This window comes from Pseudomonas sp. Pse1 (genome assembly GCF_024519635.1).
In the GTDB taxonomy this organism is placed as follows: Bacteria; Pseudomonadota; Gammaproteobacteria; order Pseudomonadales; family Pseudomonadaceae; genus Aquipseudomonas.
On sequence record NZ_JALJRO010000024.1, the window covers coordinates 63,707 to 85,481 of the forward strand.

Here is a 21,775-nt window from a genome sequence, read left to right on the forward strand (position 1 = left end):
GCATGACACCTGTCTGGCCCGGTCGAGCGAGCACTATAGATGAAGGAGCGCTGCGAGCCTATGAGACTGGTCGGTCATAAACTGAATCGGGGCGCTTTGCACATTATTGACTTACGACACTCATGCAATGAGAAAGTGGTGCTAGCATAGAGCCACCAGTCGATCTCAGCATGCACCCTAACTAGTAGTCAGGATATGACCGAGCCAGAAGACCCCAGCCGTGAGCGCCTCAAACAGCACTTTGCCCAGCGGGTAATTCATCAGGCACGTCAAATTCTTGAGATCTGGCAACGCTTGCAGGGCAGCGAATGGTCAAGCGCCGACCTTTCCGAACTCGGCGAAGCCAACTTGCGCTTGCTGCGGTTCGCCGAGCGTTTCGCCCAACCCGAACACACCCGGTTGGCACACAGCATCAGCCAGGCACTGCAGGCGGTCGATGCCAATCGCGGACGCCTGAGCAGCACCCTGATCACTGACCTCAATCGCCTGATGCAGCGTTTGTCGCGCACCGGCTTGCGCCAGGGCGATCAGCTTGAAGAGACCTTGCTGCCGCCGCTGCGCAAACCGGTCTACATCCTCCTCCAGGACCATGAGCGCGCTGAACGCCTGGCCCGCCAGCTGGAATTTTTCGGCCTCAGCGCACAATCCCTCGACAGCGTCGTGGCATTTCGTTCCTCGATGGTCGAGCGCCTGCCCGCCGCCATCGTCATGGACGTCGACTTCAACGGCCCGGGCCAAGGCCTGCAACTGGCGGCCGATGCCCAGCAAGGACTGGAACAGAAACTGCCACTGTTGTTTTTCAGCCTGCTTGAAACCGATACCCCGACCCGCCTCGCCGCTGTTCGCGCCGGCGGCCAGGAATTCCTGACCGGAGCCCTCGAAGCCTCGAGCCTGCTGGAAAAAATCGAAGTCCTGACCTGCGTCGCTCAGTACGAGCCGTTCAAGGTGTTGATCATCGATGACTCGCGCGCCCAGGCCATGCACACCGAGCGCCTGCTCAACAGTGCCGGGATTGTGACCCGGACCCTGATCGAACCGATCCAGGCGATGGCGGTACTGGCGGATTTCCAGCCCGACCTGATCATTCTCGACATGTACATGCCGGCCTGCACCGGTACCGAACTGGCCAAGGTGATTCGCCACAACGACCGTTACGTCAGCGTGCCGATCATCTACCTGTCGGCCGAGGATGACCTGGACAAGCAGCTGGACGCGATGAGCGAGGGCGGCGACGACTTCCTGACCAAGCCGATCAAACCACGCCACCTGATCACCACGGTGCGCAATCGCGCTGCCCGGGCGCGCAATCTCAAGGCGCGGATGATCCGTGACAGCCTGACCGGGCTGTATAACCACACCCACATCCTGCAACTGCTCGAAGACTGCAGCTTCCGCGCCCGCCGCGAGAACAAGCCGTTGAGCTTCGCGATGCTCGACATCGATCACTTCAAGCGGGTCAACGACAGCCATGGCCATCCCATGGGCGACCGCGTGATCAAAAGCCTGGCACTGTTCCTCAAGCAACGTCTGCGCAAGACCGATTTCATTGGCCGCTACGGCGGTGAAGAGTTCGCCATCGTCATGCCCGACACCGACTGCGAATCGGCCTGCAAGGTGCTCGACGAAATCCGTCGGCGCTTTGCCGAAATTCACTACCCTGCTCAGCCGCAGGATCTGTGGTGCACCTTCAGCGCCGGGATTGTCGACCTGCACGACGACTGCGACAGCCTGATGATGGCCAGCCAGGCCGACGAAGCGCTGTACCGCGCCAAGGCCGCAGGACGCAATCGGGTGCAGGCTGCGCGACAATCAAGGCAAAGTGCCAGCCTTTCTGCGGAAGCCACCGATTCGGTCATAACCCTGTAATACAAACGCAATAACTTCAGCCTTCGCCATTTTGTCGTTGGTAGAAGCCGATGCGCCTGAAGTTGCTGACCAATCTCAACACGCTGCTATTAGTTGCGGTGTGCTTCGCACTCGGCGCCACGTTGTGGTGGTCGCAAAGAGCCCTGGAGCGCCCCTATCTATTGATGGAGCGTTATTTGGGGTTGTCGCAGCAGTTCCAGAATCAGGTGGCACGCAACATTGCCGATTACCTGGCCAGCGGTGACGCTTTGCGCCTGAGCAGCGCCAACCAGAGCCTCGACACCTTGCAACAGCAATTGACCGAGATGCCGGAGACGCTGGCCCAGAGCATGCGCCCGAGCCTGGTCGAACTGGACCAGTTCAGCAAGACCGAACTGCTCGCCGCCGGCAAACTGGCAGGCGACCCCCAGGCCCTGTTGCTGCAGGCCGAGCGTGAAATGGGCGCCAGCCTCGAACAACTCAGCCAATACGCCAGCAGCAGTCAAGCGCCTGCCGCCGCGCAATACCTTCCGGCGCTGCTGGCGGCCTCCCGGCACCTGGGCAAGCTGTCGTTGGCCCGCGACAAGCTGGTCAGCAGTGGCCGCAGTGAACTGGCCGCCGATGTCGAGCGCGAAGTGAACAACATCCGCAGCCAGGCTGAAGCGCTCGACGCCCTGCCCTTGCTCGGCGTTGCCAGTACCCAAGCCTCCAACAGCGACGATTTTGCCGCCATGATGGGCCTGCAGGGCAACGAGCAAACAGTCGCCGAAGACGCCGGCGGCAACTACAAACGTGAACTGACGAGCCTGCTGGCGCGCTACCCCGCCGAGTTGGCGCGCACCCGCGAGCAGATCCGGCAACGGACTGACTTGAGTGCCGCCACCCACCTGAAAATCGACGCGGTGCAACAGGCCATTGCCGGCCTGGAGCCCGTGGTGCGCGGGCAACACGCACAGATTCAAGGCGAAGTGCGGCTGCTGCAGGGCGTGATGATCGGCCTGATTCTGCTGATCGCCTTGCTGATCGACACGCTGCAACGACGCCTCGCCCGGGTTCTGAGCAATCTGGCACCGGCCCTCTCGATCTGGGCTGAAGGCGATTTCAGCCGGGAAATCCAGCTCGGCGCGACCAACCGCGAATTGCATGACATCCAGGAGTCCCTCAATCGCTTGCGCGCCTATCTGGTCGACTTGGTGGGCACCATTCGCCTGAACGCCGAACAGGTCGCAGGCAGCAGTCGGGTGCTGGCGGATCTGAGCAACGACATGCACAGCGGCGCCGAACACCAGGCCGGGGATACGGCGCTGATTCGTGATTCCCTGGGCGAATTGGAGGCGACCATTGTTCAAGTGGCCGGCGATGCCAGTCAGGCTGCGGATGCCAGTCGGCATGCCGGGTTGGCGGTGGAACAGGGGCAAAAGGTCATTGGCCACAGTCTGACCGGGCTGCATGCGCTGGTCGGTGAGGTGCAGGGCAATGCGCAGATGATCGAACACCTGGCCGAGGAGTCGGCGACCATCGGTGGTGTGCTGACGGTGATTCGCTCGATCGCCGACCAGACCAACCTGCTGGCCCTCAATGCCGCGATCGAAGCCGCCCGCGCCGGAGAAATGGGCCGCGGGTTTGCCGTGGTCGCCGAGGAAGTCCGTTCACTGGCGCAACGCACGGCCGGCGCCACCGCGGAAATTCAGGGCCTGATCGCCGGCCTGCAACAGGCCGCACGAGCCTCGGTTGAAGGCATGCGCGCCCAGGTCGAACATGCCGAAGCCACCGCCAGTCAGGCGCAAGCGGCTGACGGTGCACTGGATAAAATCGTCGAGGCGATCCAGACCATTGCCGACACCGCCGAACGCATCGCCGATGTCACCGCCCAACAAAGCGGCGCGGTCAGCGAGATTCGCGATCACAGCGAGCGAATTCATCAGTTGGGCGGGGATAATCTGCTGCGCATTGGCGAAGGTCGCGAGCAGGGAGAGAACTTGCTGGTCTTGGGCGGCAGGCTGCATACCGCAGTGCAGGCGTTCCGCGTCTGATACCAGGCGCCGAACGCGCGTTCTAATGACCAAACTCAAGCCGCCGGTCATTTATCTCGCGCAATCATCGGACATCGTGCCGGCTATTGCAGAGAACTGGACAGTCACAAAGGCTTTGCGGCATAGTCGCCGGGTTCTGACAACTGCGCATAGACAACAAGGAACAGCAGATGGCGACCTTACTGGTTCTGCACGGACCCAACCTGAACCTGCTCGGCACCCGCGAACCGGGTGTGTATGGGGCCGTGACCCTGGCTCAGATCAATCAGGACCTGGAACGGCGGGCACGTGACGCTGGCCACCATTTGCTCTACCTGCAAAGCAACGCCGAGTACGAATTAATCGACCGGATTCACGCCGCTCGCGGCGAAGGCGTGGACTTCATCCTGATCAATCCAGCAGCTTTTACGCATACAAGTGTCGCATTACGTGACGCGCTGCTGGCGGTGAGCATCCCATTCATCGAAGTGCATTTGTCCAACGTGCACAAACGCGAACCTTTCCGCCATCACTCTTACTTCTCCGACGTAGCGGTGGGAGTGATCTGCGGCCTTGGCGCCAGCGGTTACCGACTGGCCCTGGAGGCCGCCCTGGAACAGCTTGAACTACAGGCAACAGCTTGAACCACAAGCGTTGAACGCCCCCCTGACCGACCCTTGGGAGTTGATGATTCATGGATATCCGTAAAGTCAAGAAACTGATCGAACTGCTGGAAGAGTCCGGCATCGACGAGCTGGAGATCAAGGAAGGCGAAGAGTCCGTACGCATCAGCCGCCACAGCAAGACTCCGGCCCAGCAGTACTACGCGCCAGCGCCAATGGCCGCACCTGCCGCTGCCCCGGCTGCTGCCGCTCCGGCTGCCGCTGCCGCGCCTGCTGCTCCGGCCGCCCCTGCGCTGAACGGCACCGTTGCCCGTTCGCCAATGGTAGGCACCTTCTATCGCAAGTCTTCGCCAACCTCGCCGTCCTTCGTTGAAGTCGGCCAGACCGTGAAGAAAGGCGACACCCTGTGCATCGTCGAAGCCATGAAGATGATGAACCACATCGAAGCTGAAACCAGCGGTGTGATCGAATCCATCCTCGTTGAAGACGGCCAGCCGGTTGAGTACGACCAACCGCTGTTCACCATCGTTTGAACTGCGGAGAGCCTTTGATGACTGCGAAGTTGGAAAAAGTTCTGATCGCTAACCGCGGTGAGATCGCCCTGCGGATTCTGCGTGCCTGCAAAGAGATGGGCATCAAGACCGTCGCCGTTTACTCCAAGGCCGACAAAGAGCTGATGCACCTGGGCCTGGCGGACGAGTCCGTCTGCATCGGCCCGGCTTCTGCCGCGCACTCCTACCTGCACATCCCGGCAATCATTGCGGCCGCTGAAGTGACTGGCGCAACCGCCATTCACCCAGGCTACGGTTTCCTCGCGGAAAACGCCGACTTTGCCGAGCAGGTCGAGAACTCCGGCTTCGCCTTCATCGGCCCGAAAGCCGACACCATTCGCCTGATGGGCGACAAGGTATCGGCCAAGCACGCGATGATCGAAGCTGGCGTACCGACCGTTCCGGGCTCCGACGGCCCGCTGCCGGAAGACGAAGAAACCGCTTTGCGCATCGGCCGTGAAGTCGGCTACCCGGTGATCATCAAGGCCGCTGGCGGCGGTGGTGGTCGCGGCATGCGCGTGGTGCACAAGGAAGAAGACCTGATCGCCTTCGCCAAACTGACCCGCACCGAAGCTGGCGCGGCGTTCGGCAACCCGATGGTGTATCTGGAAAAATTCCTCACCAACCCGCGTCACGTCGAAGTACAGGTTCTGTCCGACGGCCAGGGTAACGCGATCCATCTGGGTGACCGCGATTGCTCGCTGCAACGTCGTCACCAGAAGGTTCTCGAAGAAGCGCCGGCACCGGGCATCGACGAGAAGGCGCGTCAGGAAGTCCTGGCTCGCTGCGTCAAGGCGTGCGTCGACATCGGCTACCGTGGCGCTGGTACTTTCGAGTTCCTGTATGAAAACGGTCGCTTCTACTTCATCGAGATGAACACTCGTGTCCAGGTAGAGCACCCGGTTTCGGAAATGGTCACTGGCATCGACATCGTCAAGGAGATGCTCAGCATCGCCGCTGGCAACAAGCTGTCGTTCACTCAGGATGACGTGGTTATCCGTGGTCACTCACTCGAGTGCCGGATCAACGCCGAAGACCCGAAAACCTTCATGCCGAGCCCGGGCACCGTCAAGCATTTCCACGCCCCAGGCGGCAACGGCGTTCGCGTCGATTCGCACCTGTACAGCGGTTATGCGGTGCCGCCGAACTACGACTCGCTGATCGGCAAGCTGATCACTTACGGGGCTACCCGTGACGAAGCCATGGCGCGCATGCGCAATGCGCTGGACGAGATCGTGGTCGATGGCATCAAGACCAACATCCCGCTGCACCGCGACCTGGTTCGCGACGAAGGTTTCTGCAAAGGGGGCGTGAACATTCACTACCTCGAGCACAAACTGGCTGGCGACAAGCACTAAGCTTCAGCCCGCACCAGATAAAGCCGCCTTCGGGCGGCTTTGTTGTTTCTGCCCCCTGTAGGAGCAGTCGAGCGTCGACCGGCTGCTCCTACAGGAGATTGAGGCAAGCATGCCATTCCCACAAAACCCGCACTCTGGCGTAAACTTGCGCCCTTCTCGCAGCCCACCAGGCTGCCATCAATATTTTTCAAAGGTGCCCGCCATGCCTTGGCTGCAAGTCCGTCTCGCCATCAGCCCAGAACAAGCCGAAACCTATGAAGACGCTTTCCTTGAAGTGGGCGCCGTCTCGGTGACGTTCATGGACGCCGAAGACCAGCCGATCTTCGAACCCGAGCTGAACACCACCCCACTGTGGTCGCACACCCATCTGCTGGCCTTGTTCGAAGGCGGCACCGAGGCCGCGCCGGTACTCGCGCACCTGGAGCTGCTGACCGGCAGCCCGCTGCCCGAGCATCACAGCGAAATCATCGAAGACCAGGACTGGGAACGCAGCTGGATGGATAACTTCCAGCCGATGCGTTTCGGCCAGCGCCTATGGATCGTGCCGAGCTGGCACGCCGCGCCGGAGCCCGACGCCGTCAACCTGCTGCTGGACCCGGGCCTGGCGTTTGGCACCGGCACCCACCCGACCACCGCTCTGTGCCTGGAATGGCTCGACGGCCAGGACCTGAAGGACTGCAACGTCCTCGACTTCGGCTGCGGCTCGGGAATCCTCGCCATCGCGGCGTTGCTGCTGGGGGCCAAACAGGCGGTCGGCACTGATATCGATGTGCAGGCGCTGGAAGCTTCCCGCGACAACGCCGGTCGCAACAACATTGCCGAGGCGCTGTTCCCCTTGTACCTGCCCGAAGACCTGCCGCAGGAACCGGCCGACGTACTGGTGGCCAACATCCTCGCCGGCCCACTGGTGGCCCTGGCACCGCAACTGACTGGCCTGGTCAAGTCGGGCGGTCGCCTGGCGCTGTCCGGCATCCTCGCCGAACAAGGCGAAGAAGTCGCGGCAGCTTATGCCAAGGACTTTAACCTGGATCCGATCGCCAATCGCGAAGGCTGGGTGCGCATTACCGGTCGTCGGCGCTAAGATGAGCGCTTGCAGACTCCGGATGGCCGCATGACCGACAGCTTCGTCACCCAATGCCCACACTGCCAGACCCGCTTTCGCGTCAATCACGCTCAATTGAGCGTGGCCCGCGGAGTGGTTCGCTGCGGCTCCTGCCTGCAGGTGTTCAATGCTGCACGGCAGTTGCTCGAACAGCGCATGGGCCAGGAAGCACAGGCGCTCACACCGCCGCCCGCCGTCATCCCGGAGCCTGAACAGCGCGCCATCAGCCAGAAACAATGGAGCGCCGCCGAGCTGGATCTGGACCACCTGGACCTCGATCAGGAGCTCGCCCGGCTTGAACAGCGCGAGATTCAGCCGACCCAGGCGTTCGGACAGCCGCGCAAACCTCGGGAAGAGTCGCTGAGCGCCCGCCGCGACAGCAGCGAGAGCGACGAACCCTGGTCCGACAGCCTGTTCAGCGAACCGGCCGAAAAGCGTGGCGAGATCGATGAGATGCCGCCAACACCTGACGCTCCGGCGCTCGGCAATCTCGACGACCTGGATGCTTCTACGCGCACCGAACCTTCGCTGTCGCTGGTCGATCTCGATGATGACGAGCCCGACGCCCCGCAACTGCGACTGGAAGCGCTCGACGACGATCTGCAAGCCGACCCACGTCATGAACGCCTGTCGGCGACTGTCGATGACGACTTCGATGAGCACCCGGAGCCCGTAGAGCCTGCACGCAAAAAACGCGCGCGCGCCGAACCCGCCGCACATGAGGAGGTGCTGCAGGACCTGGTCGACGACCCGCTGCAGCTCGATTGGCAAAAACGCCGCTCACCCTGGGGCCGAAGACTGTTCTGGGGATTGCTGGTGCTGCTGGGTGCAGCCGCGCTGGCCGGCCAGTACATTACCTACCACTTCGACGAACTGGCGCGCCAGGATCAGTACCGTCCATGGTTCCAGCAGCTGTGCCCGCAGATCGGCTGCGAAGTGCCTTCCAAGGTCGACATCGCGAAAATCAAGAGCAGCAACCTGGTGGTCCGCAGTCACCCTGACTTCAGCGGTGCACTGGTGGTCGATGCCATCATCTACAATCGCGCCCCCTTCTCCCAACCCTTTCCGCTGCTGGAGTTGCGCTTTGCCGACCTCAACGGCCACCTGATCGCCAGCCGCCGCTTCAAGCCTGGTGAATACCTCAACGGCGACCTCGCCGGGATGGCCGAAATGCCTCCGCAAACCCCCATTCACATTGCCCTGGACATCCTCGACCCCGGCTCCAAGGCGGTGAATTACAGCCTCAGCTTTCACTCGCCCGAGTGAATCGGTTCAGTCACGCGCCATTGGCGGCGACTTTCTGACGCCCTCGCGGACGAACCAAACTCCTGGCAATAACGAAATAGTTGTTCAGATTTTATCCAATTCAGCCTTTATCCAGTCATCGAGAGCGGGTATCATGCCAACCCTTTTTCGAACTCTCATGATCCGACCCCACAACAGGGAAGTCCTATGTCGGCGGTACGCATCGGCCCATATACATTGCACAACGGCTTGATTCTCGCCCCGATGGCGGGCGTCACCGACCAGCCATTTCGGCAGTTGTGCAAACGCCTGGGTGCAGGGTTGGTTGTCTCGGAAATGGTCACCAGCGACATGAGTTTGTGGAACACCCGCAAATCACGTCTGCGCATGATCCACGAAGGTGATCCCGAGCCGCGCTCGGTGCAGATTGCCGGCGGTGATGCGCAGATGCTGGCGGACGCGGCCCGGGCCAACGTCGAACTGGGCGCACAGATTATTGATATCAACATGGGCTGTCCGGCGAAAAAGGTCTGTAACAAGGCCGCCGGCTCCGCGTTGCTGAAAGATGAAGCACTGGTCACCGAGATCCTGCAGGCCGTGGTGGCCGCAGTGGATGTGCCGGTGACCCTGAAGATTCGTACCGGCTGGGACCGGGCGAACAAGAACGGCCTGACGGTGGCGAAGATTGCCGAACAGTCGGGGATCACGGCGTTGGCGGTGCATGGCCGCACCCGTGCCGACCTGTACACCGGGGAAGCCGAATACGACACCATTGCCGCGATCAAGCAGGCGGTGTCGATTCCGGTCTTTGCCAATGGCGACATCGATTCCCCGGAAAAGGCCCGGCATGTGCTGGACGCCACCGGAGCCGATGGCCTGTTGATCGGTCGGGCTGCCCAGGGGCGGCCATGGATTTTTCGTGAGATCGAGCACTTCCTGCGTACCGGCGAAAAATTGCCGGCACCGGAATTGAGCGAAGTGGAACGTATTCTGCTTGAGCATCTGGCCGCACTTCACGCCTTCTATGGCGATGTCATGGGCGTAAGAATCGCGCGCAAGCATGTCGGCTGGTATCTCGCAACCCTGCCGGGCGCCAGGGAGTTTCGCGCCCACTTCAATCGTTTGGATGGAACGGAAACACAATGCGCCAACGTCCGGGAGTTTTTCGCCGAGCGTTATAAGAGCCTGACAGGGGACGAAAAAGGGGTGGCCGCATGACGATGATGAGCGAGACTTTAGTGAGTGGAACAACACCCGTGAGCGACAACGTGAATTTGAAACAGCACCTCAATACCCCCAGCGAAGAAGGCCAGACCCTTCGCGGGAGTGTCGAGAAGGCGCTGCACAATTATTTCGCCCACCTTGAGGGCGCGGCCGTCACGGATGTGTACAACCTGGTGCTCTCCGAAGTCGAGGCTCCCCTGCTCGAAAGCGTGATGAACTACGTCAAGGGTAACCAGACCAAGGCCAGCGAGATGCTCGGACTCAACCGCGGCACGCTGCGCAAGAAACTCAAACAGTACGATTTGCTGTAAGCATTCAATCAAACCAGAAAGGCGCCCGCGTAAAAACCGGTCGCCTTTTTTGCTGACTTCCCTTGCTTTAATGGAAATTGAAATGACCGACCAGACCACCCGCCTGCCGATTCGCCGCGCCTTGATCAGCGTTTCCGACAAGACCGGGATCCTCGAATTCGCCAAGGAGCTCGAAGCCCTGGGCGTTGAGATCCTCTCCACCGGCGGGACGTTCAAGCTGCTGCAGGACAATGGTGTTGCCGCTGTGGAAGTCGCGGATTACACCGGTTTTGCTGAAATGATGGACGGTCGGGTGAAGACCCTGCACCCGAAAATCCACGGCGGGATCCTCGGTCGTCGCGGCATCGACGACGCCATCATGAGCGAGCACGGCATCAAGCCGATCGACCTGGTCGCGGTCAACCTGTACCCGTTCGAAGCCACCATCAACAAGCCAGGCTGCGACCTGCCGACCGCCATCGAGAACATCGACATCGGCGGCCCGACCATGGTCCGTTCGGCAGCGAAAAACCATAAAGACGTGGCCATCGTGGTGAATGCCAGCGACTACGCCAACGTCCTGGAAAGCCTCAAGGCCGGCGGCCTGACCTACGCCCAGCGTTTCGACCTGATGCTCAAGGCGTTCGAGCACACCGCCGCCTACGACGGCATGATCGCCAACTACATGGGCACCGTGAACCAGGCTGCCGAAGTCCTGAGCACTGAAGGCCGCAGCGAATTCCCGCGCACCTTCAACAGCCAGTTCATCAAGGCCCAGGAAATGCGCTACGGCGAGAACCCGCACCAGAGCGCGGCGTTCTACGTGGAAGCCAAGCCGGCCGAAGTCGGGATCGCCACCGCGACCCAACTGCAAGGCAAGGAACTGTCGTACAACAACGTGGCCGACACCGACGCCGCGCTGGAATGCGTGAAGAGCTTCGTCAAGCCGGCCTGCGTCATCGTCAAGCACGCCAACCCATGCGGCGTGGCCGTCAGCCCGGACGCCGAAGGCGGCATCCGCAAGGCCTACGACCTGGCCTATGCCACTGACACCGAATCGGCATTTGGCGGCATCATCGCCTTCAACCGCGAGCTGGACGCTGAAACCGCCAAGGCCATCGTCGAACGTCAGTTCGTCGAAGTGATCATCGCGCCAAGCGTCAGCGAAGAAGCCCGCGCCATCGTCGCCGCCAAGGCCAACGTTCGTCTGCTGGCTTGCGGCGAGTGGTCGGCTGACCGCGCTGCTGCCTGGGACTACAAGCGTGTCAACGGTGGCCTGCTGGTGCAGAGCCGTGACATCGGCATGATCAGCGCCGACGACCTGAAAGTCGTCACCAAGCGTGCACCCACCGAGCAAGAGATCAACGACCTGATCTTCGCCTGGAAAGTGGCCAAGTACGTTAAATCCAACGCCATTGTCTACGCCAAGAACCGCCAGACCATCGGTGTCGGCGCCGGCCAGATGAGCCGCGTAAACTCGGCACGTATTGCTGCAATCAAAGCCGAGCATGCTGGCCTGCAGGTGGTGGGTTCGGTAATGGCCTCCGACGCGTTCTTCCCGTTCCGTGATGGCCTGGACAATGCGGCCAAGGCCGGCGTGACGGCGGTGATCCAGCCGGGTGGCTCGATGCGTGATGCTGAAGTGATTGCTGCTGCTGATGAAGCCGGCATCGCCATGGTCTTCACCGGCATGCGCCACTTCCGTCACTAAGTGCACGATCAACTGTGGGAGCGAGCAAGCTCGCTCCCACAGAAAAGCAGCTTCAACGCTGCCCACAGAATTAGCGTCATCCGAGGTTTTTGAAATGAATGTTTTGATCATTGGCAGCGGTGGCCGTGAACACGCCCTGGCCTGGAAAGTGGCTCAGGATCCGCGCGTGCAGAAAGTTTTCGTGGCCCCGGGCAATGCCGGCACCGCCATTGAAGCCAAGTGCGAAAACGTCGCGATCGACGTGCTGGCCCTTGAGCAACTGGCCGACTTTGCCGAGAAAAACGTTTCCCTGACCATCGTCGGTCCGGAAGTCCCACTGGTCGCCGGCGTGGTCGACCTGTTCCGCTCCCGCGGCCTGGATTGCTTCGGTCCGACCGCCGGCGCGGCCCAGCTGGAAGGCTCCAAGGCTTTCACCAAGGACTTCCTGGCACGCCACAAAATCCCGACCGCCGACTACCAGAACTTCACCGAGATCGAGCCGGCCCTGGCTTATCTGCGTGAAAAAGGCGCACCGATCGTGATCAAGGCCGATGGCCTGGCCGCCGGTAAAGGCGTGATCGTCGCCATGACCCTGGCTGAAGCCGAAGACGCGGTGCGCGACATGCTCGCTGGCAATGCTTTTGGCGACGCCGGTTCGCGCGTGGTCATCGAAGAGTTCCTCGACGGCGAAGAAGCCAGCTTCATCGTGATGGTCGACGGCAAGAACGTCCTGCCGATGGCCACCAGCCAGGACCACAAGCGTGTTGGCGACGCCGACACTGGTCCGAACACAGGCGGTATGGGTGCCTACTCCCCTGCTCCGGTGGTCACCAGCGAAGTACACCAGCGCGTCATGGACCTGGTGATCTGGCCAACCGTGCGCGGCATGGCCGAGGAAGGCAATGTCTACACTGGCTTCCTGTATGCCGGGCTGATGATCGACAAGGCCGGCAACCCGAAAGTCATCGAGTTCAACTGCCGCTTCGGCGACCCGGAGACCCAACCGGTGATGCTGCGCCTGCAGTCGAGCCTGGTCCTGCTGGTCGAAGCAGCCCTGGCCCAGGCCCTGGACAAGGTCGAAGCGCAATGGGATCCACGCCCAAGCGTTGGCATCGTGCTGGCGGCTGGCGGCTACCCTGGCGACTACGCCAAGGGCGCTGTCATTGAAGGCCTGGATGCTGCCGCCGAGCTGGAAGGCAAGGTGTTCCACGCCGGTACCGCGCTCAAGGACGGCAACGTCGTCACCGCGGGTGGCCGCGTGCTGTGCGCCACCGCCATGGGCGACAGTGTCGGTGCGGCCCAGCAGCAAGCCTACAAGCTGGCTGCAGCGATTAACTGGGAAGGCTGCTTCTATCGCAAAGACATTGGCTACCGTGCCATTGCCCGCGAGCGTGGCGAAAATCAGGAATAAACCAGCCATTCGGCCAGGCAAGGACCCACGGTCCTTGCCGTCCTGCTTCCGGCCCGCGCATAGTTGTAATCTGGCATCAATCTACGAAGGGATTTCGCCGTGCGCTGGCTCAGGAACGCCATAGGCTTATGCGTCACTCTGCTGACCCTGCTCTGCATGCTCCCGGCTCAGGCTGGTGCGCAAGGCAGTGGCTGGGCGGTATTGTTTGACGATCAAGGTGCCCTGCAACTGAGCGATATCCGCTCGACCCGCTACACCAACCAATTCAGCCCGATTGAACTTGACCGGATCACTGCAGCCAATCCCGGTGGCGCGCTATGGCTGCGTTTTCAGCTCAATCCCGGCAAACACGAACAACTGCTGCGCATCTTCGCGCCCGATCTAGCGCAACTGGACCTCTACGTTCTGGATGGCGATACGCTGGTCGAGCAGAGTCACAATGGCAGCGATCAGCCCCTGAGCGCCCGCCCACTGCCCAGCACCGACCTCATGGTACCGCTGCCGCAGCGTGAACAACCGCTGGACGTGTATTTGCGTCTGGTATCGGAACACCAGTTGCGCCCCTACATCACCCTGCAATCAGCCGTGATGACCGCCGCCAATCAGACCCAGACGCTGATCTACGGTTTATTGTTCGGCTGTATCGCGATGCTGATCCTGCATAACTTTACTCGCTATGCCTACACCCGCTCGCAAACCTGCCTGTGGCTGGCGGCGTGCGAAGCGCTATTGATGCTGGGAATGTTGCAACTGTTGAACCTGGCCGGACCCTGGCTGCCGGACTGGAGCGCGCTGCGTTCCCCCGCCGCTTACCTGGCCCTGTTGTTGACCGCGCCCTGCGGCCTGATGTTTACCTACCGCTTCTTCACCCCGCGCGGCCCACACCCACTGAACAAACTGCTGCTGGGCGATATCCTGCTGATTTCCCTTTGCAGTCTGCTGATGCTGTTCGTAGACACTCTGCCGCTGAACCTGATGACCTTTGCCCTCGTCGCGCTCGCTGGCCTGAGCATGCTGTTCGTCAGCGCCTTTCACTGGCAGAAAGGCTACCGACCGGCACGCTTCTTCGTCATGGCCATGCTGGTTTTCAACGCGGGCACGCTGATTATCCTTCCGGCATTGCTTGGACTGACCCTGGTCGCGCCGCAAGGTTTGATCACCACGCTGCTGGCGTTGATTGGCCTCAGCGGGCTGCTGATGGGCGTGTCATTGAGCGAGCGCCAGCGCAGCATTATGGAGAGTCGTTTCAGCATCAGCCGCGACCTGGCGGCGAGCAATGCCGAAATCAATGCCAAGGCCGAGTTCCTGGCGAAGATCAGCCACGAAATCCGCACCCCGATGAATGGCGTGCTGGGCATGACCGAGCTGCTGCTGGGCACGCCACTCTCGGTCAAGCAGCGCGACTACGTGCAAACGATCCATAGCGCCGGTAACGAGTTGCTGACGCTGATCAACGAAATCCTCGACATCTCTAAACTCGAATCCGGCCAGATCGAACTGGACGATGTGCAATTCGACCTCAACGCCCTGGTCGAAGACTGTCTGAGCATTTTCCGGGCAAAGGCCGAGCAACAGAATGTCGAGCTCATCAGCTTCGTCCAGCCGCAGGTACCGCGTGTTATCAGCGGCGACCCGACACGTCTGCGCCAGACGCTGCTGAGCCTGCTGGAAAACGCGATGAAGAATACCGAGGAAGGCGAGATCCTGATTGTCGTCGCCCTCGATGAACGCAGCACCACCCCTCGCCTGAGAATTGCCGTGCAGGACAGCGGCGAGCCGATGGATGCCGAGGAGCGCGAGTTGCTGATGCACGCTGAACTGCACAGCAAGAACTTTCTCGCCGCTACCCGCCTGGGCGGCAACCTGGGGCTGGTGATCGCACGACGGCTGGTACTGATGATGCACGGCGAGTTCGGCATCAAATGCGGCAGCAATCGGGGTAGCACCCTGTGGCTGACCTTGCCGCTGGACCCTGATCGCCTCGAGCACCCGACTTCGGACCTCGACGGACCGCTGCAGGATGCGCGGGTGCTGGTGGTGGACGATAACGACACCTGTCGCAAGGTACTGGTACAGCAATGCAGCGCCTGGGGCTTGAATGTGAGCGCCGTGTCATCCGGCAAAGAAGCGCTGGCCCTGCTGCGGACCAAGGCGCACCTGCGTGATTACTTCGATGTGGTCCTGCTCGACCAGAACATGCCCGGCATGACCGGGATGCAACTGGCCGCCAAGATCAAGGAAGACCCGAGCCTTAACCACGACATCCTGCTGATCATGCTGACCGGTATCAGCAACGCCCCCAGCAAGATCATCGCGCGTAACGCCGGGATCAAGCGCATCCTGGCCAAACCGGTGGCCGGCTACACCCTCAAGACCACGCTTGCGGACGAACTGAATCAGCGCAACAAGGGCCCGGCGGTCCCGCCCGCCTTGCCCGGTAAAGTGCCGGTCGAAGTCAGTGTACCCAGCGACTTCCGCATCCTGGTGGCCGAAGACAACAGCATCTCGACCAAAGTCATCCGTGGCATGCTCGGCAAGCTCAACCTGCAGCCGGACACCGCCAGCAACGGTGAAGAAGCCCTGAAAGCGATGAAGGCCCAGCGCTATGACCTGGTATTGATGGACTGCGAAATGCCGATCCTCGACGGGTTTTCAGCCACTCAACAACTACGCGCCTGGGAAGTCGGCAATCAACGCAGCCGCACCCCGGTGGTGGCCCTGACCGCGCACATCCTCGCCGAACACAAAGAGCGCGCACGCCAGGCAGGCATGGACGGACACATGGCCAAGCCGGTGGAGTTGTCGCAACTGCGTGAGTTGATCGAACACTGGGTGGCCCAGCGTGACCAACTCGTCCAGTCGTCGACGCAACCTTCCTGAGCCGTCTGTCACAACCCCTGATAGACTCCATGACGTCTTCTATCGCCAGCGAGCCTGACCATGCTTCATGTGTTGTTCAGCGTTTACCTGAAGATGCTGGTGCTCTATAGCCCATTCTTCGTCCTGTCCTGCTTCATCAGCCTGACTCGCGGCTATTCCAACAAGGAACGCCGACGCCTGGCCTGGAAAGTCGCCCTCGCGACGCTGGTCTCCAGTGTCCTGCTGTATCTGTTCGGACGAGTGATCTTCAATGTGTTCGGCATCACCGTGGACGCCTTCCGCATCGGGGCCGGCAGCGTGTTGTTCATCTCTGCGCTGGGGATGGCCCAGGGCAAATCGGCGGTGCAGACCGACAACGTGCAGCAGGACGTGACCATCGTCCCCCTGACCATTCCGCTGACCGTCGGCCCTGGCACCATCGGCGCCCTGCTCGTCATGGGTGTCGGTCAACCACACTGGGATGACAAGCTTACCGCCATTCTCAGCATCGCTCTCGCCAGCTTCACGGTGGGTGTCGTGCTTTACCTGTCCAACCGCATCGAGCGCATTCTCGGCGATCAGGGCTTGCAGATTGTCAGTCGGTTGATGGGATTGTTCGTGTGTGCACTGGCGGCGCAGATTATCTTCACCGGAGTCAGGGGGTACCTGGTTCCCTGAGTCCTTTTACTCTTGGCAAAACTGAAAAAGGCCAGCGATGGTGTTATCGCTGGCCTTTATTTAGTTGCCGAGATTTCTTCTGCGGCGCTGGAACCGCTTACTAAGGTTATCGTTGTAATACTCCCCGAGACACTCCTCCAGCTCTTTCTTCACCTTCGCATAGTTCAGCGGATTGAAGGTGATGTAGGCGGTTGCCCGGAAAATAGTACGGCCCGAAGTTTTCCAGTCGAAGAAGGCAACATCCTTTTCATTTTCGCCACCGCTGCTGTCGATCGATGTCAACGAAGTCATGATGATACCGTTCTCCAGTTGATCGCAAGGCATGACCGCCAGCCTGACCCCCTTGTTATCGACCACCTGACTTTGGAACAACTTGATGGAATCAGGCTCTTTCTTCAAGGCACTCAAGGTCGAGTCAGCCACCAGGTTCAGCACTCCGGCAGCGGGAATAGCGGCCTGGGCAGCATCGACGGCGACCTTGACGATATCAGCGACAATGCTGTCCATGGTCAACTGATGCGAGCTCTTGTGGTACTCGGTATAACCGGAGTCCGCGACGAAACAACCGCAGTGATCCATGCATTCCAGAAACTCCAGATACCATTGTTTCGGATCATCCTTCGGCGCGAGGTCGTTTGCTTCCAACTTGGCAAACTTGATCAGGTTTTCAATGATCGCCATGTTCTCAAGGGTAATCTTGTCGCCATAACCCACCAAGGTATTGGCCAATACCACTGCATCCAGCTCCTTGGTCGGGCTGGAGGCGTCGGCGGGTGCAAACGACCTTATTCTGGTTTCAGCGCGCTGGGACTGCTGACGCCTCTCCACTCGCGCCCTGACCAGCTCTACACACCGTGAAATTTCCATATAAAAACCTCTTCCAGATAAATGGGTCATTCATTTGACCAACTCCAAAACTAATGCATCCCGCTTTTCTCCAAAAGCACTTATTAAATTCAGAACATGTACCAGAACAACACACCACTAAAAATAGCGTGACACTTAACAGCCACACAAAAGCACTCCTGCAACTTACACTCACCAACACTAATCATTACATGAGTCCACAGGAGTTAATCAAGATGACAGACACGCCCGCAGGTTGCGTAACAGGACACAATCTTATTTCCTGCATTGGCGAACTATCTTCGCCAGATTATGACGACTTGAACGACTGCACGCGCATTGCCACGCGCTCCGCCGACCTTGTCAGTAATCGCCATGCCAGCTCACCCCTGTGGCTGGAGGAATATGTACGCACGTTGCAGTTCCTGGGCTGGAAACTTTACGAGGGCAGCATCAGCACGCGCATCAGCATTGATGTTTGCGGAACCCTTGCTGATTTGCTGGTGAAGCGTGCACAAACCACCCAGGACCGCCAACAAGGCAACGCCATGATTGATACCCTCGACGCCTTGCAGGCCAATCATCCAGCCACCCATTCATTGGACACGGAAAGCCTCAAAGGACGTCGCTTCCAGGTACTGCCAGCCCGCTACGACAAGCGCGGAAATCTCGATATCGCGGTATTCAACATTGAGCTGAAGGCCTCTATCGAGAAGAGTAACTTTCTGTTTTGGTCGTGGGAGGAGCAGTCGGCCAAAATTATCCAGTCACGCGCCTTTTTGAAACTCGACAGGGACAAACTCGATCAGAAAAGACCTCTCATGGAGTCCAAACTTCGCGAGCATGTGATGAAACGATTTGCCTTGAGAAAACAGCAGCCTTAAGGGCCGCCGTCAGGGGATACCGGATCCCCTGACGGCGGCATTAATCAATCTTCGTTAGACTGATCCAGAATCTCACTTAGCAAATGCAACTGGCCCTCCTTGCCGTGAGCCTGCCAAGCCAGAACCAACTTCTCCAATCCTATCGCCTGATGCTGTCCTCGCAGATGAAGCGTCAGCGTCAAGGCGCGCCGTGATGTTGCCGGCATCGTCAGGGCATTACGAACAATCAGCGTATGGGCGTTATCAGGATCCGTCAGCACCAGATGTCCACTCCCCGAGGATAGCCACCAGTTATCCAGCCCCGGCAGCAGCAGGACCAGCTTGCCAGGACCTGGCGGTTGCGAGCTCTGCGACTCGGCCAGATCGACTGCAATGCAATCCAGCCGGGCCCAATCGTCCAGCGAAACTTCACAGCTCGCGCCCCCGTCACCAAACCCCAGAATCAGCTTATCGATGCCCTCGGGAAGCATCGCTTGCAAGTCGGTAACAGGTTCGGAGCAGTAGATGGTCAGCACCTGCTCATTCCGATAGGCGCTGACTTTCTGGCTCCAGATCTTTCGATTGCTGCTGAACAGCCGCTGATCGACAGGGTCGTACAGCAGATATGACCCATCCGACAGCACACCGAGACAAGTCGTCCATTGATCGTCCATTCTTCCAGCTACGGCGAATAGCCGCCGGCGAACTGTGTCGTACCATTGATCACGAGAAGGACTACGGCCTGCGGTAAGAATGGGGGCATGGGACTGATTGGAAATCAAGCGATGCAGCCGCTCCTCCAGGGTGCCCGTGGAAGGCCGCGCATCAATGAAGGCTCGATCTACCCCAATAATCCGAGCAGGCTCACCTTCGACCAGCGAAAGAATGACACCCTCACGGGTTCGCCCTCGCAACCCACCGCCCTGAATGGTGACATCAGCAAACGACCAATCTCGCCAGACACGCTGCGGCGAAATACCTTCGATGTGCCCCGACAACTTCAAGCCTGTACCGAACAATACCTTCACCTGGGCAAGGCTCAAGAGCGGATGGCGCAAGAGCACAGCGGATTCAGGCGCAAACAACCATACGGCTTTTTCGTCGGGGGTCAGTCCCACGATTTGCACATCTGGTCCATGGACCGAATCAACCAGCAGAATCTGCTGCTCCATGTAACGTGCCGCGAAAGGTCGGCCGTGCTTATCGAACAAGCCGACAATATCCAGGGTCGAAACTTGATGTTGCTCAAGCACGGCCGGTAACGTCGCAAGCCAGTCGGGTTGGTCGCGCAACCATTTTTCGCTGAGCAGGCGCAACCTCGCGGGAGAGGTTCGCACGTCGAACACCAGGCCCGGCACTGTGGGCATCAAGTGGCTTGCGAAGACGGATTGCTCGCTATCCACATCCTTTACCAGCAGACTCAACTTTCCATGCGTGCTGTTCGGCACCCGCTGCCAGGCCCACACGGCCTTTACCAGCACGTCGTAAAACAGCATGGTGTTGCTGTCATCGGGTTGGAAGGCAAGCAGAATCGGATTTTTGATGCTCAGACTCTTGCCATGGACCCAGCAATCATCTCGGCTACGGCGCCAGGCAGCATAGGTCTGGGTGCCGTTATGAATGTGGTAAGAGACACATGCCGCAGCCGTCCATGTTTTGATATCTCCACCCATCGCGGGCGAACCATCGTTTGGCACTTCGTCCGCGGCGTACTTCGATACAAAGTTCTTCCAGACAAACTCAACGTCTTTTTCATCGCCGCTGAATTCAGGATCATTGCTTGAAACCGAACTGGCAGTCAGTTCCACGGAATCGGGGCGGATCAGGTATTCGAGTTGAAATTGATAACCCTCAGGGTCGGCGAATTGCTGAACAACATGTAACGCGCCTCCCACATCTTTGCACGACAGGATCTGCGAAGGATTTTTGGTATTGAGCAACCGATAGCGTCGAGTGACCTGAGCACTGACGGTATCGACCCGCCATACGGTGGGGGCTTCAAGGTGGTAGAAGTAGGCGCCATCAGCGAGGACCGCCGCCAAGCGAACCTCTTTGGCGAACGACTGAGGGAAGTCGCGCCCGTACAGGATGCGCTCTTTCGCCACCTCGTAATAGGCATGGGTATAGACAGAAGAGTCTGGATGGGTAAAAGGTACTTTGAGGTGATGCAGTGACAGATAAGGGCTGCTTGGGTGATGTTCGCGGGTCAGCAGATTCAAGCGCTTGCGCACTGCATCCACCTTGTTGTTGTCCGGTAGCTGCTGGGCCGCCGGGATCAACTGCTGAGTGACCCAATCCACCTGGCAAAATAGCCCTTCATCCAGTTCCAGGATCAGCTTGGTATCCGGCGCCACACGCACCTGGATGCCGCCTGACAGATCCAGACCCTGCGCCACGAAAAACACATCCTTTTCGCTCAACCAAGTCACACGAATCACCCAATCAACTGCTTCGGGCGCCTGTTGCGAGCGCAGGTCTACCCTCGACACGCCCTCGTTCAATGACAGTGAATATTGCCCTGTCGACGCCTCAATTTCATACGACACTTTCCCTCGCCACTCTTTAGGGATTTGCGGGACATACAAAGACCGGCACTGCTCATCAAGCAGGACCTTGATCAGGGTCGGCTTATAGACCGGGAAGAGTTTGTAAACGACGTACTCGAAAGGTATCCAGGGGTCGAACCAGAAGGTGCGATTGCCGTCGCTGTCGTACTCCAGGTCGCGGAAGTCATCAAAGCCCAGATCGTGGCGACTAGCCCCTCCCGGCAGGAGTTGATAGTCATAATTGAAGTAGCATTTTGGTGTAACCGGCAAGATGGCGCTGTGAACGCCCTTCACGAACTCAGCTCTCTCAGTCAGACCCCAGCGTTCTCGCATATCGATTGCCGTCGCTATATCTTCCTCCACCATTGGCAGTCCCAAAGTCACCGATCGGCCACGGAATAAGCAGTGGCTACCGAGTGTGACCTGGCGACTGCGCAGGTCCAGTTGCAGGATGACTGCCTCAGGTATCGGGTGGAAGACGCCCTGCTGTGTCGTGCCACCGCCGTCGGCGAGAGCCAGTCTGAGTTTGTTGATGTAAATCGCGACGGCTTGTGCTCGCGCCAGATTCGAGCTGTAGGGGACTGTCAGATTTTTTGTGTGCGGGCCGGTAATGGCCTGCCGTCAGGCAGGCC

The 21,775-nt window shown here is 59.7% G+C and carries 16 protein-coding genes; 14 read left to right on the forward strand and 2 right to left on the reverse strand.

Annotated features, from left to right (window positions below):
- Positions 1-195: 195 nt before the first annotated feature.
- The 13 genes from NR126_RS25365 (at position 196) to NR126_RS25425 (ending at position 16,888) form a co-directional block, all read left to right on the forward strand.
- A complete protein-coding gene (locus NR126_RS25365) occupies positions 196-1,866 on the forward strand; it encodes a PleD family two-component system response regulator (RefSeq protein ID WP_256832205.1) in 1,671 nt (556 codons plus the stop codon).
- 1,244 nt (positions 1,867-3,110) lie between these two features.
- Positions 3,111-3,878, forward strand: a complete 768-nt coding sequence (locus NR126_RS29090; RefSeq protein WP_371920031.1) for a methyl-accepting chemotaxis protein — start codon at positions 3,111-3,113, stop codon at positions 3,876-3,878.
- Between the two features lie 170 nt (positions 3,879-4,048).
- Positions 4,049-4,501: a type II 3-dehydroquinate dehydratase gene (gene aroQ, locus NR126_RS25375; protein WP_027617618.1), complete on the forward strand. Its 453-nt coding sequence runs from the start codon at positions 4,049-4,051 to the stop codon at positions 4,499-4,501.
- A 50-nt stretch (positions 4,502-4,551) separates the two neighbouring features.
- Entirely contained in the window at positions 4,552-5,013 is a 462-nt protein-coding gene (gene accB / locus NR126_RS25380) for an acetyl-CoA carboxylase biotin carboxyl carrier protein (protein ID WP_027617617.1), read from the forward strand.
- Between the two features lie 17 nt (positions 5,014-5,030).
- Entirely contained in the window at positions 5,031-6,389 is a 1,359-nt protein-coding gene (accC, locus tag NR126_RS25385) for an acetyl-CoA carboxylase biotin carboxylase subunit (protein ID WP_027617616.1), read from the forward strand.
- 202 nt (positions 6,390-6,591) lie between these two features.
- Positions 6,592-7,470: a 50S ribosomal protein L11 methyltransferase gene (gene prmA / locus NR126_RS25390; RefSeq protein WP_027617615.1), complete on the forward strand. Its 879-nt coding sequence runs from the start codon at positions 6,592-6,594 to the stop codon at positions 7,468-7,470.
- Positions 7,471-7,500: 30 nt separating this feature from the next.
- A complete protein-coding gene (locus NR126_RS25395) occupies positions 7,501-8,757 on the forward strand; it encodes a DUF3426 domain-containing protein (protein WP_027617614.1) in 1,257 nt (418 codons plus the stop codon).
- 186 nt (positions 8,758-8,943) lie between these two features.
- Positions 8,944-9,954, forward strand: a complete 1,011-nt coding sequence (dusB, locus tag NR126_RS25400; RefSeq protein WP_256832206.1) for a tRNA dihydrouridine synthase DusB — start codon at positions 8,944-8,946, stop codon at positions 9,952-9,954.
- Positions 9,951-10,271, forward strand: coding sequence for a DNA-binding transcriptional regulator Fis (gene fis / locus NR126_RS25405; protein ID WP_027617612.1), 321 nt, complete (start codon positions 9,951-9,953; stop codon positions 10,269-10,271). The genes dusB and fis overlap by 4 nt, the downstream gene beginning before the upstream one ends.
- Before the next feature lie 82 nt (positions 10,272-10,353).
- Positions 10,354-11,961, forward strand: coding sequence for a bifunctional phosphoribosylaminoimidazolecarboxamide formyltransferase/IMP cyclohydrolase (purH, locus tag NR126_RS25410; RefSeq protein ID WP_256832207.1), 1,608 nt, complete (start codon positions 10,354-10,356; stop codon positions 11,959-11,961).
- A 94-nt stretch (positions 11,962-12,055) separates the two neighbouring features.
- Complete coding sequence (gene purD, locus NR126_RS25415) at positions 12,056-13,351, forward strand: phosphoribosylamine--glycine ligase (protein ID WP_027617610.1); 1,296 nt, start codon at positions 12,056-12,058, stop codon at positions 13,349-13,351.
- Positions 13,352-13,450: 99 nt separating this feature from the next.
- Positions 13,451-16,231: a hybrid sensor histidine kinase/response regulator gene (locus NR126_RS25420; protein WP_027617609.1), complete on the forward strand. Its 2,781-nt coding sequence runs from the start codon at positions 13,451-13,453 to the stop codon at positions 16,229-16,231.
- A gap of 60 nt (positions 16,232-16,291) precedes the next feature.
- On the forward strand, positions 16,292-16,888 hold the full coding sequence (locus NR126_RS25425) for a MarC family protein (RefSeq protein ID WP_027617608.1): 597 nt from the start codon (positions 16,292-16,294) through the stop codon (positions 16,886-16,888).
- A gap of 60 nt (positions 16,889-16,948) precedes the next feature.
- Here NR126_RS25425 and NR126_RS25430 read toward each other — a convergent pair whose 3' ends face one another.
- Complete coding sequence (locus tag NR126_RS25430) at positions 16,949-17,785, reverse strand: hypothetical protein (protein WP_256832208.1); 837 nt, start codon at positions 17,783-17,785, stop codon at positions 16,949-16,951.
- A 185-nt stretch (positions 17,786-17,970) separates the two neighbouring features.
- On the opposite strand from NR126_RS25430, the gene NR126_RS25435 reads away from it, so the two are divergent.
- Complete coding sequence (locus NR126_RS25435) at positions 17,971-18,618, forward strand: hypothetical protein (RefSeq protein WP_027617606.1); 648 nt, start codon at positions 17,971-17,973, stop codon at positions 18,616-18,618.
- Positions 18,619-18,662: 44 nt separating this feature from the next.
- Here the strand turns inward: NR126_RS25435 and NR126_RS25440 are convergent, their stop codons facing one another.
- Positions 18,663-21,755, reverse strand: a complete 3,093-nt coding sequence (locus NR126_RS25440; protein WP_372827394.1) for a TcdA/TcdB pore-forming domain-containing protein — start codon at positions 21,753-21,755, stop codon at positions 18,663-18,665.
- Positions 21,756-21,775: the final 20 nt, after the last annotated feature.

Coding starts and splice junctions, on each gene's coding strand:
- NR126_RS25365 (WP_256832205.1), top strand. CDS start 196: ATGACCGAGCCAGAAGACCCCAGCCGTGAGCGCCTCAAACAGCACTTT.
- NR126_RS29090 (WP_371920031.1), top strand. CDS start 3,111: ATGCACAGCGGCGCCGAACACCAGGCCGGGGATACGGCGCTGATTCGT.
- aroQ (WP_027617618.1), top strand. CDS start 4,049: ATGGCGACCTTACTGGTTCTGCACGGACCCAACCTGAACCTGCTCGGC.
- accB (WP_027617617.1), top strand. CDS start 4,552: ATGGATATCCGTAAAGTCAAGAAACTGATCGAACTGCTGGAAGAGTCC.
- accC (WP_027617616.1), top strand. CDS start 5,031: ATGACTGCGAAGTTGGAAAAAGTTCTGATCGCTAACCGCGGTGAGATC.
- prmA (WP_027617615.1), top strand. CDS start 6,592: ATGCCTTGGCTGCAAGTCCGTCTCGCCATCAGCCCAGAACAAGCCGAA.
- NR126_RS25395 (WP_027617614.1), top strand. CDS start 7,501: ATGACCGACAGCTTCGTCACCCAATGCCCACACTGCCAGACCCGCTTT.
- dusB (WP_256832206.1), top strand. CDS start 8,944: ATGTCGGCGGTACGCATCGGCCCATATACATTGCACAACGGCTTGATT.
- fis (WP_027617612.1), top strand. CDS start 9,951: ATGACGATGATGAGCGAGACTTTAGTGAGTGGAACAACACCCGTGAGC.
- purH (WP_256832207.1), top strand. CDS start 10,354: ATGACCGACCAGACCACCCGCCTGCCGATTCGCCGCGCCTTGATCAGC.
- purD (WP_027617610.1), top strand. CDS start 12,056: ATGAATGTTTTGATCATTGGCAGCGGTGGCCGTGAACACGCCCTGGCC.
- NR126_RS25425 (WP_027617608.1), top strand. CDS start 16,292: ATGCTTCATGTGTTGTTCAGCGTTTACCTGAAGATGCTGGTGCTCTAT.
- NR126_RS25430 (WP_256832208.1), bottom strand. CDS start 17,785: ATGACCCATTTATCTGGAAGAGGTTTTTATATGGAAATTTCACGGTGT.
- NR126_RS25435 (WP_027617606.1), top strand. CDS start 17,971: ATGACAGACACGCCCGCAGGTTGCGTAACAGGACACAATCTTATTTCC.